Source organism: Herbidospora sp. RD11066, assembly GCF_054661255.1.
This window is the reverse complement of record NZ_BAAGDO010000001.1, coordinates 163,711-180,275: the sequence shown is the minus strand read 5'-3', so window position 1 is coordinate 180,275 and position 16,565 is coordinate 163,711. Positions and strand designations below refer to the sequence as shown.

The window sequence follows — 16,565 nt, the reverse complement described above, 5'->3', positions numbered from 1 at the left end:
ACAAACTTGTCGTGCTACTTCTTGGCCTTCTCCACGGCGCCGCTGTCGGTGCTCAGCGCTGCGACGAAGGCCTCCTGCGGCACTTCGACGCGGCCGACCATCTTCATGCGCTTCTTGCCCTCTTTCTGCTTTTCGAGGAGCTTGCGCTTGCGGGAGATGTCGCCGCCGTAGCACTTGGCCAGAACGTCCTTCCGGATCGCGCGGATGTTCTCGCGCGCGATGACGCGGGCGCCGATGGCCGCCTGGATGGGGACCTCGAACTGCTGCCGCGGGATGAGTTCCTTGAGTTTCTTGGCCATGTCGACGCCGTAGGCGTAGGACTTCTCGCGGTGGACGATCGCCGAGAAGGCGTCGACCGCCTCGCCCTGGAGGAGGATGTCGACCTTGACCAGGTCGGCGTCCTGCTCGCCCGAGGGCTCGTAGTCGAGGGAGGCGTAGCCGCGGGTCTTCGACTTCAGCTGGTCGAAGAAGTCGAAGATGATCTCGCCCAGGGGCAGGGTGTAGCGGATCTCGACGCGGTCTTCGCTCAGGTAGTCCATGCCCTGGAGGTTGCCGCGGCGGCCCTGGCAGAGCTCCATGATGACGCCGATGAACTCGGACGGCGCCAGCACCGTCGCCTTGACGATCGGCTCGTAGATCTCGGCGATCTTGCCCTCGGGGAACTCCGACGGGTTGGTCACCGTGTGGTGGGTGCCGTCTTCCATGATCACGCGGTAGATGACGTTGGGCGCGGTCGAGATCAGGGCCAGGTTGAACTCGCGCTCCAGGCGCTCGCGCACGATCTCCATGTGGAGCAGGCCGAGGAAGCCGCAGCGGAAGCCGAAGCCCAGCGCGGCCGACGACTCGGGCTCGTAGACCAGGGCGGCGTCGTTGAGGCGCAGCTTGTCGAGGGCCTCGCGGAGCTCGGGGAACTCGTCGCCGTCGATCGGGTAGAGGCCCGAGTAGACCATCGGCCTCGGGTGGGCGTAGCCGTCGAGCGCCTTCTCCGCGGGCTTGGCGGCCGAGGTGACGGTGTCGCCGACGCGGGACTGGCGGACGTCCTTCACACCGGTGATCAGGTAGCCCACCTCGCCGACGCCGAGGCCGCGGTCGGACGGGAGCGGCTCGGGGCTGATGACCCCGATCTCCAGCGTCTCGTGCTGGGCCTTGGTCGACATCATGAGGATGCGCTCGCGCTTGGACAGGTGGCCGTCGATCACCCGGACGTAGGTGACCACGCCCCGGTAGGTGTCGTAGACCGAGTCGAAGATCAGGGCCCGCGCGGGGGCGTCGGCGTCGCCGACGGGGGCGGGGACGGCGTCGACCACGTGGTCGAGCAGCTCCTTCACGCCCACACCGGTCTTGCCGGAGACGCGCAGCACGTCGGACGGGTCGCACCCGATCAGGTTGGCCAGCTCTTCGGCGTATTTCTCCGGCTGCGCGGCCGGGAGGTCGATCTTGTTGAGGACCGGGATGATGTTGAGGTCGTTGTTCATGGCCAGGTAGAGGTTGGCCAGCGTCTGCGCCTCGATGCCCTGGGCGGCGTCGACCAGCAGGACCGCGCCCTCGCACGCCTGGAGCGACCGCGACACCTCATAGGTGAAGTCGACGTGGCCGGGCGTGTCGATCATGTTGAGCACGTGGCCGTTCCACGGCAGCCGGACGGCCTGCGACTTGATGGTGATGCCGCGCTCGCGCTCGATGTCCATGCGGTCGAGGTATTGGGCGCGCATCGATCGGTCGTCGACGACACCGGTGATCTGCAGCATCCGGTCGGCAAGCGTTGACTTGCCATGGTCGATGTGCGCGATGATGCAGAAGTTGCGAATCAACGCGGGGTCGGTCTGGCCGGTCTGAGTGCGCACCGAGGTCCGTTTCAGCAGGGTTTGAGGCGGTCGTCGGCTGGCGAGGCAGCCACCCTCCATGGTGGCATGTCCCCATGCTTGCCTCGACCACGCGCCGCCGTGCGCTGCTCGGCTTATTGATCGTCGTGGCTGTTCCGCTGGTGCTCGCGGTGACCGGCATGGCCGTCCTCCGGCTCGACTACCTGGGCACTCCCGTGGCCACGGCGCGTTCGGCCGGGACCGACGCGCTGTGGATGGGGCACATGTGGGTCGACGGGCGGCGTACGGAGAAGGATCTCGAGGAACTGAAGCCGCGCCTCACCCACATGCGGGATCTGTTCGTGCACTCGGGGCCCTACGGTCCCGACGGGAAACTCGATCCGAATCTGCACCCCAAATCGCGCGATTTCCTGAACTGGGCGCGGAACCAGCTCCCCGGCGTGCGGGTGCTGCCGTGGCTCGGGCAGACCGTCGACGAGGAGGATCGGGGGTCCCTCGACCTCGGCGACCCGGCCACGCGGGCCAACATCATCGCCGGCGCCAGGGAGATCGTGGCGCTCGGCTACGACGGGGTGCACTACAACTTCGAGCCGGTCGTGGACGGCGACGCCGACTACCTGAAGCTGCTCGACGAGACCCGCGCCGCCATCCCGAACGCCCGCATCTCCGTCTCCAGCCACCAGATCGAGCCCTTCCCCGGGGCGGTGTTCACCTGGAACACGGTCGTGGGCCACGGGAAGTACTGGTCGGAGGCCTATTTCACAACCGTGGCGGAGAAGGTCGACCAGGTCGCGGTGATGACCTACGACTCGTGGACGCCGCTCCAGACGCTCTACGGCGGCTGGGTCGCCCGGCAGGCCCGCAAGGCGTTCGCGCTGGCGCCGAAGGAGACGAGTGTGCTGATCGGCGCCCCGGCCTACCACGACCACATGGTCGGGGTGAGCGACTACGCCGAGAGTGTGGAGATGGCCGCCGAGGGGATGCGGCTGGCGATCACCGAGACGCCGCGCGAGAACGCGGGGCTGGCCCTCTACGTGGACTTCGCCGCCACGGAGCAGGATTGGAAGGAGTACCTCACGTCATGGGTGCTGGTATCCTAAGCAACTGCGTATGGCACGCCCTCTCATCGAGCCAGCGCGGCCCATACCGAAACCCAGACTTCTTTTTGAGGCTTCTTCGTGGCGAACATCAAGTCCCAGATCAAGCGCAACCGGCAGAACGAGAAGGCCCGGATGCGTAACAAGGCCGTCAAGTCGTCCCTCAAGACGGCTGTCCGCAAGTTCCGTGAGGCCGCCGAGACCGGCGACGCCGCTGCGGCGACCGCGGCGATGCTGGCGGCCAGCCGTCAGCTCGACAAGGCTGTGAGCAAGGGTGTCATCCACAAGAACCAGGCCGCCAACCGCAAGTCGGCGATCGCCAAGCGCGCCGCCGCGCTCGCGGCCAACTAAGGCCTGCGTTCACAACGCGTCCGGAAGCCGTGTCCCGTCATACCGGGACACGGCTTCCGCCTTTTGCGGAGACCACGGAGATCCGTGCCGCGATTCAACCCGTGATATGTCACGTTTTCGATATCACATTGGCATCGCCGCAGCGTACCGGCTAGGTCACCGTCTTCCCTGACCCGTCGTCAAGGCTTCCTGCTCCCCTATCGTGTGCCGCACAACGGTGAAAACGATAGGAGTCGGTTCATGCGGGGGCGTATTCCGCTGGTCCTGCGGCGCGCTCTCAGCCAGCCGCTCCTCCTCGTGGCCGCGTTCGGCTCGATCCTGCTGGCGACCACGGCGCTCGTGGCGCTGATCATGTACGCCGTCACCGTCGCCGAGGTCGGTGTCCGGCGGACCATGGAGACGGCCCCGATCAAGACCACCTCGGCCCGGGTCACCACCCCGGTCGACGCGAAGACCTACCCCGAGCGCGACGCCCTCATCCGCGGCCGGTTGGCCACGACCTACGGCGACGTGCCCGCGGACGTCACGGTCGCCATCCGCTCCGACTCCTACGCCATGCCGGGCCAGGAGAAGCTGGAGCAGCCCGAGCTGACCCGGTTCGGCACCTACCAGAACTTCGACCGCTTCGCCCAGCTCGTCGACGGCGCCTGGCCCGCGGATGCTCCGTCGGGGCCGGTGCAGGTCGCGCTGTCGCAGCCGGCCGCGCAGGCGATGAACCTGACCACGGGCGCGACCTTCACCATCGTCGGGCGGCTCGACAAGAAGCCGGTCGACGTGCGGGTCAGCGGGATCTACCAGCTCGACGACCCCTACAGCGACCGGTGGAACGGCGACGAGCTGCTGCGGCGGGGCTCGGAGATCCGCAACTACACGACGTACGGGCCGATGATGACGGCGCCCGAGACGTTCGTGGCGCGGTTCGCGACGAACGTGACGGCGACCTGGTTCGCGGTGCCCGACCTGCGCGACCTGCCGCGCGAGCAGTTGCGGCCCTTCGCCGAGTCGGTGGCGGGGCTGAACGACGAGCTGAAGAAGGAGTGCTCGGGCTGTTCGGCGACCAGCAGCCTGCCCGAGATGCTGGGCCAGCTCGACCAGGCCGCGCTGGTGGCCCGTTCGACGATGCTGGTGCCGGTGCTGCAGCTGCTGGTGCTGGCGGCGTACGCGCTGATGCTGACGGCGCGGCTGCTGGCCGACCACCGGCGCATGGAGGTGGCGCTGCTGCGCTCGCGCGGCGCCGGATCGCTGCGCCTCGGGCTGCTGGCGGGGGCCGAGTCGCTGCTGGTGGCGCTGCCGTGCGCGATCGTGGCGCCGTTCCTGGCGCCGCCGGTGCTCACGTTGATCGGGTCGCTGCCGTGGTTGCGGGCGACCGGGGTGAGGCTCACGCCCACGCCCAACCTGTCGACCTTCCTCATCTCGGCGGGCGTGGCGATCGCGTGCGCCGTGCTGCTGGCGCTGCCGGCGTTGCGGGGGGCGCGGCGGACGTACATCGAAGAACAGTCCTCGCGAGGACGCGGTGAGAAGCAGGGGATCATCCAGCGCGCCGGTGGCGACCTGGCCCTGCTCGTCGTGGCGGCCCTCGCGGTCTGGCAGCTCCAGAGGTACGGCGCTCCGGTCACGTCCACTTCGAGCGGCGGGCTCGGCATCGACCCGCTGATCGTGACGGGACCGGCACTGGCCCTTCTGTGCGGGGGCATGCTGGGCCTGCGGCTCGTCCCGATCGTCTCGGGCATCGCCGAACGGTGGACCAGCCGCAGGTCCAGTCTCGCGCCGGCGCTGGGCGCCTGGCAGGTCAGCCGCCGCCCGCTGCGCTATTCGGGGCCGGTGCTGCTGCTGACGATGGCCATCGCGATCGGCGTGGTGTCGATCGCGACCGCCGCGACCTGGCGCGGTTCGCAGATCGACCAGGCCCGCCACATCGCCGCCGCCGACCTGCGGGTCGCCGGGCCGGTCGCGGGCACCGAACTCGGCTCGCTCGGCCGGGCGGGCACCTATGCCGCGCTGCCCGGGGTCACCGGGATCAGCCCGGTCTACCGGGGCACGATCGAGACGGGCGACGACGACGCGGTGTTCCTGGCCGCCGACGCGGAGCGCCTCGACGGGCTGATGCACCTGCGTCCCGACCTGACCCCGATGACCCTGCCGGAACTCGCGGGCGAGCTCTCCTCCTCCCGGCCCGACCCCGCCTCGATCGCGGTCCCCGGCGAGCCCGCCGCGCTGAAGCTGGGGGTCCGGCTCACGCTCGACGACCCGGCCCGCGCGGCCGGGTACACCGGCCTGTCGCTGCGACTGGTGGTCCGCGACCGGCTCGGCACCCGCGCCGAGGCGCCGACCGGCGTGCTCACCCCCGACGGACGGACCCACCAGCTCACCGCCGATCTGAAGGCCCTGGCCGGGCGCTCCGGCGCCATCGCCTACCCGCTGACCGTCGAGGGCCTGCTGCTCGACGTGCCGATCCCGCCCGAGGGCACCCCGATCACGGTCGCCGTCGACGCGGTCACCACCGACGCCGGAACCACGCTCGCCACCCCCACCTGGACGGTCGTCCAGCGCGGGAAGCAGAGCCTGGGCACCCCGGTGCTCACCCCCGGCGGGTTCCTCCAGCTGAAGACCGACCAGCCGGCCTCCCACCCGGCCGACGTGCCGGTCGAGTCGGAGCACTTCGCGCTGGTGCCGGGCCCGGCCGACCCGGCGGCGCTGCCGATCGCGGTCACCGCGGGCCTGGCCGCCGAGGCGAAGCTCGTGATCGGCAAGACGACGACCATGGCCATCGACGGCACGCCGACCCCGGTGACGCCGATCGCCTTCCTCGACGCGATGCCCGGGACCGAGGGCGGGCAGGCCGCCGTGCTGGCCGATCTGGAGACCGTCCAGGCCCGGGACCTGGCGGGGGCGTACACCCCCCATCAGGCCACCGAATGGTGGCTCGCCACCGGCGACGCGCGCGCCGAAGCGGAGATGACCAGGCACATCGACTGGGACCAGACGATCGTCTCGCGGGCCGCGCTGACCACCCAGCTCCAGGACGACCCGCTGGCCAGCGGCCTCCAGGGCGCGCTGATCCTGGGCTTCGCGGCGGCGCTGGTGTTCGCGGTGCTCGGCTTCCTCGTCAACGCGGCCGTCGCGGCCCGCGAACGCACCACCGAGTTCGCGCTGCTGCGCGCGCTCGGGGTGAGCTTCAACCAGGTCTTCGGGCTGCTCGCCGTCGAGCAGACCTTCATCATCGGGCTGTCCCTGCTGGCCGGTACGGCTCTCGCGGTCGCCGTGGCCACCCTCGTCGTGCCGCACATCGTGCTCACCGGTCAGGCGACCGCGGTGACGCCGGGAGTGCTGCTGGACATCCCGTGGGGCGCGACGGCCGCCCTGCTCGCAGCGGTGGCGCTGTTGCTGTTCGCGGTGGTCGCGGGCCTGGCCCGTACGCTCCGCCGCCAGGGTCTCGGCCGCGCGCTGCGCATCGGGGAGGACTGAGTGAACGTCTGGCAGCTCGTCAAGGTGCACCGGGGCGCCGCCCTGGTGCTGGCGCTGCTGGCCCTTTCCGCGTCGCTGCTGCTCGCGGCGCTGCCGAGGGGGTTCGAGGACGCCTACGACGACGCCGTGCGCGGCATGCTCGGCGACGTCACCGCCCAGCAGACCGACCTGACGGTGACCACGCGGGCGCTCGCGCCCCAGTCGCTGATCACCCATCCGCGCGACTTCGAGAACCGCTACGAGGAGTTCGGCGAGAACCTGCCGCCGGACCTGCGCAAGGTCGTCGTCCCGCTCGGCCAGGGCACCTCCCACGTCGCCGCCAAGACCCACGGCACCCCGGTCGCCGAACGGATCACCGGGCCCACCGGGGCCTCCCACGAGTACGTCGACTTCGCCTGGCTGCCCGGCGCGGCGAGCCGGGTGAAGTGGGTCGAGGGCACGCCGCCCGGCCCCTCGTCGACGCTGGCCACCGTGCCGGGCCGTCCCGAGCTGAAGAACCTGAAGGTGATCGAGCTCGGGGTCGTCGCCGAGGCCCGGGACAAGATGAAGATCCCGGTCGGCGCGACCCTGCTGCTGGGCAACAGCTATCCGGTCGTGGCCCGCATCACGGGGATCTACGAGGTCACCGACCCGTCCGACCGGTTCTGGGAGCACAACTACGAGGTCACCCGGGCGATCATCCGGCCGATCCCCCGCGACACCGAGAGCGAGTGGCTGACCACCGGCCTGGTCGGCGACGAGGGTCTGGAGGACCTCGACGACCGCCGCGAGCTCAGCTACTTCTGGGTCTTCGGGCTGAACCGCGGCCAGGTCGCCGCGGCCGACGTGCAGCCGATGATCACCCAGGTCGACGACTTCACCCGGATCCTGACCGACCTGTCGGGGGGCCGCGCGGGCAGCCCGTTCGACCTCCGCTTCGAGCTGCACACCGGGCTCGTGCTGGTGCTGACCAACTTCACCGGCGTGCTGCGCACCGCCGAGACCCTGCTCTTCCTGCTGCTGGGCGGGCTCGCGGTGGTGGCGATCGGGGTGCTGGCGCTCGCCGTCCAGTTGCTCACCGAGCGGATGCGGACGGGTCTTTCTCTGGTACGAGCTCGCGGTGCCTCCCTCGGCCAGGTCGTGCGGGCCGGGGTATCGGTGATCACGCTGGCCGTGCTGCCCGCCGCCCTGGTCGGCTACGGCCTGTCCTACCTGGTCCCGGGCCCGACGTCGCTGGTCTCGCACCTGGTGCCGGTCGTGCTGACCGTCACGACGCTGCTGTTCGCGACCGGCCGGCTCGCGCTGGCGCACCGGCGTCCCCTGAAGGACACCCGCTCCGATCTCGTCTCTGTACGTTCGTCGCCCCGCCGCGTCGCCCTGGAGCTCCTCGTGGTGCTGCTCGGCGCGGGCGGCGCCTATCTGCTGCGCTCGCGGGGTGTGGCGAGCGAGGCGCAGGAACTGGGCGCCGACCCGTTCCTGATGCTGGCGCCCGCCGGGCTGGCCCTGGCCGCCGGGATCCTGACCCTGCGCCTGTACCCCCTGCCACTGAAGCTGCTCACGAAGTTCGCCGGACGGCGTCCCGGCGCGGTCCCGTTCCTCGGCCTCACGCTGGCCGCCCGGTCGCGCGGCGGGGCGGCGCTGCCGGTGCTGATCCTGCTGCCCGCGCTGGCCGTGTCGGTGTTCGGCGCGCTGGTCTCCGGCGCGATCGCCGACACCCAGAGCCGGGCCGCCTGGCAGGACGTCGGCGCCTCCGCCCGCATCGAGCGGTCGGCCGAGATCCCCGAGGACGTGGTGGCCAAGGTCGAGGCGCTGCCCGGGGTGAACCGGGTGGTGCGGGCGGGCAAGGGCAGCGTCCAGGTCGAGGTCGGCGGGCTGCGGGCCACGGTGGTCTCGATCGACCTGAAGGACTACCGCGAGCTCGTCGCCGGTTCGCCCCTCGTGGTGCCCGACCCCCCGCGCGGGCTCGGCATCCCCGCGTTGCTGTCGCGGACGCTGGCGCCGTACCAGGAATTGGAAATCGGGTGGCACACCCGGATGACGGTCCGCAACATGGGCCGCCTCGACGAACTGCCCGGCCTGACGTTCCCCGGCGAGAACCTCATCGTGATGCCGTTCGACGGGCCGGAGCGGGCGGGGCTGCGGACGTACACGAACATGCTCCTCATCGACGGCGACGTCGACCGCGAGGCCCTGATCCGCGCGGTGGGCCTGGCCGACGCGGAGGTCGACACCTATGCGACCTCGCTGGCCGACGTCAAGGACACCCCGCTGACCAGCGCCGTCACGACCGCCTTCACGATCGCGACCGTGGCCATGGGCGTCTACGCGCTGATCGCGGTGATCGTGGCCCTGGTCATCGGCGCCGCCGACCGCACCAAGGCGCTGTCGTTCCTGCGTACGCTGGGGCTGTCCCAGCAGCAGGCCCGCACGCTGACCGTGCTGGAGGTGGCACCGCTGATCGTCCTGACCGCTTTGGCCGGTCTCGCGCTCGGCCTGGCCCTGCCCCTGGTGCTCGGCCCCGGCCTCGACCTGTCGGCGTTCGCGGGCCTGAGCGTCACCGACTTCCCGCTGACCTTCACCACACCCGCCCTGCTGGCGGCGGGCCTGACCGCCGTCTCGATCCTCGGCGCCTTCGCCCACGCGACCGCCGGCCGCCGCGTCACCACCGCACTCCGAGTGGGGGAATCCTCATGACCACACTGTCCGATCTGGAGGCCCAGGCGACGCGGCTCAAGCCCGCGTTCGGCGAGCACGCCCACATCCTGTGCGACAACCTGGTCCGCATCTACAAGACCGAGGGCGTCGAGGTCGTCGCCCTCCAGGGCCTCGACCTGCTCATCGAGAAGGGCGAGCTGATCGCCATCGTCGGAGCGTCGGGCTCGGGCAAGTCGACCCTCCTGAACGTGCTCTCGGGCCTGGACATCCCGACGGCCGGCCTGGCGCGGGTGGCCGGCATGGACCTGCTGTCGATGACCGCCAAAGACCGGCTGCACTACCGTCGCTCGGTCGTCGGCTTCATCTGGCAGCAGACCGCCCGCAACCTGCTCCCCTACCTGACGGCCCGCGAGAACGTCATGCTCCCGATGAAACTGGCCGGCCGGAAGGCGGGCCGCGACCGCGCCGACGAACTACTCGAACTGCTCGGCGTGGCCGACTGCGCCCTGCGCCGCCCCGGCCAGATGTCCGGCGGCGAACAGCAGCGCGTGGCGATCGCCGTGGCCCTGGCCAACTCCCCCGAGGTGATCCTGGCCGACGAGCCGACGGGCGAACTCGACAGCGACACCTCCGAAGAGGTGTTCGGCGCCCTCCGCCGCGCCAACCGCGAACTGGGCGTCACCGCCGTGATCGTCACCCACGACCCGCTGGTGTCGGAGCAGGTCGACCGCACGGTGGGCATCCGCGACGGCCGCACCTCCAGCGAGACCCTCCGCCGCACCTCGGAGGACGGCGACGTCATCGCCGAGGAGTACGCGGTCCTCGACCGGGTGGGCCGCCTGCAGCTCCCCAGGGATTTCACGAACGCGCTGGCCATGGAGCGGCGCGTCCGTCTCGAACTCGAGCGCGACCACATCGGGGTGTGGCCGGCCGGCGCTGGTGAGGAGAACGGCGAATGAGCGAACCGCTTGTTGTGGTGGACGGGCTGCGGAAGGTCTATCCGCGCGGGGTCGAGGCGTTGCGGGGGCTGTCCTTCTCGGCCTACCCGGGCGAGCTGATCGCTGTTCGAGGGCGGTCGGGGTCAGGGAAGACGACCCTGCTCAACCTGCTCGGTGGGCTGGACGCTCCTACCGAGGGGCGGGTGGTCGTGGATGGGAAAGAGGTGACGTCTCTTCCCGAGGCCGGGTTGCTGGAGCTGCGGCGTGATGTGATCGGGTTCGTGTTCCAGTCGTTCGGGCTGATTCCGGTGCTGTCGGCGGCGGAGAACGTGGGGGTGCCGATGCGGCTCAGCCGCACTGCGCCCGGTGAGCGGGATGAGCGGGTGAAGTCTCTGCTCGCGCTGGTCGGGCTTGAGGCTCATGCCAATCAGCGGCCTTATGAATTGTCCGGAGGGCAGCAGCAGCGGGTGGCGATTGCGCGGGCCCTCGCTAATCGGCCCAAGTTGCTGATCGCGGATGAGCCTACGGGGCAGCTCGACTCTCAGACGGCGCGGCAGATCATGCAACTGATCCGGGCTCTGGTACGGAGTGAAGGGGTCACGGCTGTGGTGGCCACTCACGATCCGAGTTTGATCACCTTGGCTGATCGGGTGCTGGAGCTGCGGGACGGGGTTTTCCTGGAAGCCGAGCCGGCCACGACCTGACGGTCTGGAGGTCTTCGTCGGTGATTCCCTGGGTGGGGTTGACCTGGTGGACCAGAGCTCTTGCCGGGTGGTGGCGGGTGATCCAGCGGCGGTCCAGGTCGGTGGGTTCGTCGTCCAGCCAGATGAAGTCGCGGCCGTTGGCCCAGGTGACCAGGTGGGCGGTCTTCCAGTGGAGTTCGCCCCAGGTGTCGGTGTCGGGCCAGTCGACGTAGGGGAGGTCGGGGAGGCCGAGAAGGGGGGCGATGACGTCGTTGGCCTCGGAGGTCCAGGTGGTGGCCCAGACGAGGGTGACCGGGAGGGCGGCTAGTTTTTCGCCCAGGGTGGGGTCGATGCGGGAGAGCAGCGGGTTCGCGCCTTGGATGGTGGTCCTCGGGGGGTGGTGACCGCCGAAGGGGATGATCGGGCCGTCTACGTCGAGGAAGAGGATGGGGAGATCATCCGGCATTGACGGAGCATACGCGGCGGGACGTCCTCGGCCGCCTTACCGAACACAACGATCACTTACGGATAGCGATATGTAGAAACGCTCCCTGTGGTGCGTCAGCGGCCGTTTCGGCTGTGGACGATCGTCTGGATGGTGTTCTCCAGAGCGTAGGCCGCGTCGGTTCCGCCGCCCTTGACCTGTTCGTCCGCAGATGCGACCGCCTGGATGGCCCGGGTCAGGCCACCGGGCCCCCACCCGTTGAGCTGGCGGCGGGCGTTGCGGATCTTCCAGGGCGGCATGCCCAGCTTGCCGGCGAGCTGGTTCTCGTTGGCGTTCCTGGGCGCGCCCGACACCTTCGCGAGCCCGCGCAGGCCCCCCGCCATCGCGCTGACGATCAGCACCGGGGCCACACCGGTCGACAGCGCCCAGCGGAGTTGTTCGAGGGCTTCGGCGAGTTTGCCCTCGATGGCCATGTCGGCCACGTTGAAGCCGCTCACCTCGGCCCGGCCCCGGTGGTAGCGGGCCACGGCGGTCTCGCCGACCGTCTTCTCCTGGGTGTCGAACGCCAGCTGGCTGCACGCCGCCGCCAGCTCACGCAGGTCGCTGCCGACCGCGTCGAGGAGGGCGTGGGCGGCGGCGGGGGCGATCGTGCGGCCGAGGTTGCGGAACTCGTTGCGGATGAAGTCGATGCGTTCGCCCGCTTTGGTGAGCTTGGCGACCGTGACCACCTGGGCGCCGGACTTCTTCAGCCCGTCGACCAGCGCCTTCCCCTTCACCCCGCCCGGATGGACCAGCACGAGCGTCACGTCGTCGGACGGGTGCGCCGCGTATTTGACCGTCTCGGTGATGACGTCTTTCGACAGGTCCTGGGCGTTGCGGACCACCACGACCGAACGGTCGCCGAACAACGAGGGCGACATCAGCCGGGTCAGCTCGCCGGGCTCGACCTTCCCACCGGTGAGGTCGTGGACTTCGGCGGTGGGCTCCGAGGTGCGTACGGCCGAGACGACCGACGCGACCGCCCGGTCGGCGAGCAGTTCCTCGTCACCCGACACGAGCGTCACCGGCGCGGCGTTCCCCATCCCGGCAGCATGCCACATCACGGCCCCCGCGCGACCACGGCCAGCACGCCGTCCCTGGTCACGACCGCGATGTCGCCCTGAAGATCGGTGCGGTGGATCCGGTTGCCGAGCATGGTCAGGGTGCTGACCGTCGAGGGCGCCGGGTGTCCGTAGTCGTTTCCGGCGCCCACACTGATCAGGGCCAGCCGGGAGCGGGTGGCGGCGAGGAAGGCGGGGTCTTGCCTGGCGCTCCCGTGGTGGGGGACCTTGAGGATGTCGGCGGGCGGGAGACTGCGTACGAGAGCGGACTCCGCCTCGGTCTCCAGGTCACCCGCGAGCAGCGCCGACGTCTCGGGCCACTTGGCGTGCAGCACCACACTCGCGTTGTTCAGCACCGACCCCTCGCCCGCGCCCTTCGGCGGCGCGTCCGGCGGGGGCGAGACGACGGTGAGGACGAGATCGCCGAACTTCCACGTGGTGCCCGGCGTGACGACCCACTCGGGCACGCGGCGCGTGACCAACTCCGGATTGACCACCCGGCGCGGACTGACCACGACGGCCCCGACCTGACGGTCGCGGAGAACCCCGGCGAGCCCGCCGGTGTGGTCGGCGTGCGGATGGGTCAGCACGAGGAGCGGCACCGCCTCGATCCCCAGCCGGTCGAGGCAGGCGTCGACGAGGTCGGGCTCCGGCCCCGCGTCCACGACCACGCCTTTCCCGTCTCCCGCGTCGAGCACGATCGCATCGCCCTGCCCGACGTCGCACATCACCATGAGCCACCCACTGGGCGGCCAACCGGACACCACCGGCCCCGCCACGAGCGTCGCGACCAGCACCCCCGCCGCGACGGCGAGGCTCACGCGCCTGGCCCCTCGATGCCACAGGGCGAATCCGATCGGTACGAGTAACGCCACCCCCACCAGCCCGCCGGGCCACCCGATGGTCGCGGCCGGTACGTCGGCCGCCCGATCGGCGACCAGGATGATCCACCCGACGGCCAGCCCCGCCGGACGGGTGACGAGCTGGGCGAGGTCCATGCTGATCGGCGCCGTGATCGCGGCGACGAACCCGATGATGGTCGCCGGAGCCACGGCCGGACCGGCGAGCAGGTTGGCCGGGATGGCGATCAGCCCGATCTGCCCCGACATGAGCACCAGGACAGGCGTGACCGCGACCTGCGCCGCCGCCGGGACCGCGATCGCCTCCGCGCACCAGCGGGGCATCCGCGTGGCCATCCGATCGCGCCAGTACGGAGCCAGCAGGATGATCCCGGCGGTCGCGCACACCGAGAGGGCGAAGCCGTACTCCCTGGCCAGCCCGGGGTTGAACAGCAGCAACAGCAGCACAGCGACCGAGAGGGCGGAGACGCCGTCCCGCTGACGCCCGGTGCCGAGGGCGAGCGCGGCGACCGTCCCCATGACGAGGGCCCGCAGCACACTCGGCGAGAACCGCGCGACGAACGCGAACGCGACCATGGCGGCCACGACCAGCACGGCCCGCCAGACGAGCGTGAGCCCGACGGCCCTGCCCAGGAGGAGGATCGCTCCGCCCATGATGGCCAAGTTGGCGCCACTCACCGCCGTGAGGTGGGAGAGGCCGGCGGTTTTGAAGTCGGCTTTGACGTCTTCGCTGAGATTGGTCACATCGCCGACGACCAGGCCGGGGAGGAGGCCGCGTTCGGCGGGGGCGAGTACGGAGCTGGCCTCGCGGAGACCCGCCCTGATGACGCCCGCGAGACCGTGTGAGGTGGACGGCGGGGTGAGGACCTGCGGTCGTCCTCTCGCCATGAAGACGGCGGCGAGGAGTTCGCCCGGTTCGGCGACTCCCAGACGGCCGGAGACTTTGACGTGCTGGCTGGGGAGAAGGGTTGCCCAGGTGTCGCCTCGGGCGAAGACGAGCACCGGGGCATCGAGCCTGAGCTGATCCACTGCGACCACTCGGGCCTCGACGAAGACGAGGTCTTCTTTGACGCGCGGGTCGGCGGAGATGATGAGTTCGGCCGAGACGGTGGCGTTCTTCTGCGCCATCTGGGTCAGCGGGCCCGAAGTGACGCCGTGCACCTTGATCCCGACGATGACCGAGACCGCGCATCCCGCGATGGCGACCGCGACCAGGACTCTCTTCCTGGCCAGAGCGACCAGGCAGAAGACACCTGCGGCCATGAACGAGACCCAGGCCGGAAGCCCGATCAGGAACAGCGCCGCTAACCAAGCGACCACGGCCGGGACGACCAACTCGACGGAGTGCCCCTGCCAGACGTTGGCGGGCGGGACGATGACCTCGTCGTCAGGCCTCGGCCGTTTGGGGCGATACCGATCCTTCCGCCGCTGGACGTGAGCCCTCAGCTCATCGGCGACTTTAAGCCCTCTGCTTGAGCGCAACCGACTGCTCATCGGGAGCCACCGCACTGGCCGCCCAATGAAGAGGCGGCCGAACGGAACCCCCGAACCCGGCAACTCACGGAAACTCCTTTCACTGAGCTGAACCGATACCTTCCACACCACCGCCCGCGGTTGAAGCAGGTGATCAGTGGCGTACGACCGCACCAGCACCAAGGCGGCTTTGGTGGAACCCTTCCTCAAGGGGAGCGATGGACCTTTGCCGTCAACAGCCTCGGGGAAGCAGGACCGGATCGCAGCGCCGCACCAGAACCAAGGCAGCCGACGACCTTGGTGGAACGCGTTCAGCCAGGATCGCGGTGGGTCCCTCGCGTTCACCGGCCTCGCGGAGGTGGCGCGGGACCGCACCAATACCAAAGCGGTCGGCCACCTCGGCGACGCCGAACGGCCAAGGCCACAGTGCGCCTTCACCTTGTTGAAGCGGGAACGCAGCGCTTCACCAGCACCAAGGCGGCTGGCAAGCTCCGCGAACTCGGACGGCCAGGATTGCGACGCGACGGCCGCTTCCCGTTGCTTCCTCCCGTCAAGCTTGCGGCTGCGTGGGCGCTTGCTCTCTCGGGCTCAGAAACGTAGGGAAGCAACGCTGCCCTACCGGACCCTCCGCTTGAGTTTCTCAGCGCCTGCCAAAGGCGACCTGGAGCATCACGCCCATCCCTTACACCGTTCGTCAGTCGCATGTAATAGAAGCCGACATGGCATAGCCGGCCAGGTCGTCGAGCAACTCCGTTCAATCCAGTCGTACAGAAAACGGGTTTGGGCTTTTAGAGGGTGACCTGGTCTTTCAGGTCGGCGAATTTTGCTTCGCCGATTCCTTCGACCTCGCGTAACTGTTCGATGCTCTGGAAGCCGCCGTTGGTGTCGCGGTATTCGACGATGCGTTCCGCCAGGACTTCGCCCACACCGGGTAGCTGATCGAGTTGATCGGCGGTGGCGGAGTTGAGGCTGACCACGCCAGAATCGGTGACTCCCGGCGGCGGGATGGCCGAACCAGGTTCTCCGACCGCGATCTGTTCTCCGTCGATCACCCGTCTGGCGAGGTTCAGCCCTCCCGGGTCGGCGCCCTGTTTGAGGCCGCCCGCCGCCATGATCGCGTCGACCACGCGTGATCCCAGCGGCAGTGCGATCACACCCGGGCGCCTGACCTTGCCGGTCACATAGACCGTCACCTCGCCGGTGGGAGCCGATTTCGACGGGGTCGGAGCCACAGACGAACCGGCCACGGGGGTGGGTGGGGCCAGTGGTTCCTCGCGTGGACGTGTCCAGATCGCGATGGCCACCGCGACCAATGCGGCCACGATGCCCACCACGATCAGGCCCTTGATCCCCCGGCGACCGGGGTCGAGCGGGCCGTCGAGTTCGTCTTCCTCGGGGAGAGGCCATCGGGGCAACGGTGGTGCCTTGCCGAACGAGGGTGGTACGCCACCGGGAGAGAAAGGCTGAGCGTCGGGCGACGGCTCTGGACGGTAGGGGTCGCGCCCACGGGGGCGGGCCGGCCTCGGGGCCCTGGACTCCGACTGCACCGGGTATTTCGGCATGGGCTGATCAACGCCGAAAGACGGCGGCGGCCCATCGACGATCTGGTTCAGACGCGCCTGCGCCACGGCCTGGTGACTTTCCCGCTCCCTGCTACGCACCCGGCGAAGGTAAAGCCTCACGCGGTGATCCCGCC

11 protein-coding genes are annotated in these 16,565 nt (G+C 69.9%); 6 read left to right on the top strand and 5 right to left on the bottom strand.

Features of this window, described 5'->3' with window-relative positions; all coding sequences use genetic code 11:
* Window positions 1–14: 14 nt before the first annotated feature.
* Window positions 15–1,844: a translation elongation factor 4 gene (lepA, locus tag ACYQ78_RS00745; RefSeq protein ID WP_459798663.1), complete on the bottom strand. Its 1,830-nt coding sequence runs from the start codon at window positions 1,842–1,844 to the stop codon at window positions 15–17.
* A gap of 74 nt (window positions 1,845–1,918) precedes the next feature.
* Here lepA and ACYQ78_RS00740 point away from each other — a divergent pair, with 74 nt between their 5' ends.
* The 6 genes from ACYQ78_RS00740 to ACYQ78_RS00715 all read left to right on the top strand — a co-directional run bounded on the left by ACYQ78_RS00740 (window position 1,919) and on the right by ACYQ78_RS00715 (window position 11,012).
* Window positions 1,919–2,923, top strand: coding sequence for a glycoside hydrolase family 18 protein (locus tag ACYQ78_RS00740; RefSeq protein ID WP_459798662.1), 1,005 nt, complete (start codon window positions 1,919–1,921; stop codon window positions 2,921–2,923).
* Between the two features lie 78 nt (window positions 2,924–3,001).
* Window positions 3,002–3,271, top strand: a complete 270-nt coding sequence (rpsT, locus tag ACYQ78_RS00735; protein WP_459798661.1) for a 30S ribosomal protein S20 — start codon at window positions 3,002–3,004, stop codon at window positions 3,269–3,271.
* Between the two features lie 240 nt (window positions 3,272–3,511).
* Window positions 3,512–6,736, top strand: coding sequence for an FtsX-like permease family protein (locus tag ACYQ78_RS00730; RefSeq protein ID WP_459798660.1), 3,225 nt, complete (start codon window positions 3,512–3,514; stop codon window positions 6,734–6,736).
* Complete coding sequence (locus ACYQ78_RS00725; RefSeq protein WP_459798659.1) at window positions 6,737–9,409, top strand: hypothetical protein; 2,673 nt, start codon at window positions 6,737–6,739, stop codon at window positions 9,407–9,409.
* On the top strand, window positions 9,406–10,329 hold the full coding sequence (locus tag ACYQ78_RS00720; protein WP_459798658.1) for an ABC transporter ATP-binding protein: 924 nt from the start codon (window positions 9,406–9,408) through the stop codon (window positions 10,327–10,329). The genes ACYQ78_RS00725 and ACYQ78_RS00720 overlap by 4 nt, the downstream gene beginning before the upstream one ends.
* Entirely contained in the window at window positions 10,326–11,012 is a 687-nt protein-coding gene (locus ACYQ78_RS00715; protein WP_459798657.1) for an ABC transporter ATP-binding protein, read from the top strand. The genes ACYQ78_RS00720 and ACYQ78_RS00715 overlap by 4 nt, the downstream gene beginning before the upstream one ends.
* On the opposite strand, the gene ACYQ78_RS00710 is transcribed toward ACYQ78_RS00715, so the two are convergent.
* The 4 genes from ACYQ78_RS00710 to ACYQ78_RS00695 all read right to left on the bottom strand — a co-directional run bounded on the left by ACYQ78_RS00710 (window position 10,942) and on the right by ACYQ78_RS00695 (window position 16,284).
* The gene (locus ACYQ78_RS00710; protein WP_459798656.1) at window positions 10,942–11,457 is read right to left on the bottom strand and encodes an HAD domain-containing protein; all 516 of its coding nucleotides are present in this window, start codon (window positions 11,455–11,457) and stop codon (window positions 10,942–10,944) included. The genes ACYQ78_RS00715 and ACYQ78_RS00710 overlap by 71 nt on opposite strands.
* Before the next feature lie 95 nt (window positions 11,458–11,552).
* The gene (gene holA, locus ACYQ78_RS00705) at window positions 11,553–12,518 is read right to left on the bottom strand and encodes a DNA polymerase III subunit delta (RefSeq protein ID WP_459798655.1); all 966 of its coding nucleotides are present in this window, start codon (window positions 12,516–12,518) and stop codon (window positions 11,553–11,555) included.
* Window positions 12,519–12,535: 17 nt separating this feature from the next.
* Window positions 12,536–14,716: a DNA internalization-related competence protein ComEC/Rec2 gene (locus tag ACYQ78_RS00700; RefSeq protein WP_459798654.1), complete on the bottom strand. Its 2,181-nt coding sequence runs from the start codon at window positions 14,714–14,716 to the stop codon at window positions 12,536–12,538.
* A gap of 941 nt (window positions 14,717–15,657) precedes the next feature.
* On the bottom strand, window positions 15,658–16,284 hold the full coding sequence (locus ACYQ78_RS00695) for a helix-hairpin-helix domain-containing protein (RefSeq protein ID WP_459798653.1): 627 nt from the start codon (window positions 16,282–16,284) through the stop codon (window positions 15,658–15,660).
* Window positions 16,285–16,565: the final 281 nt, after the last annotated feature.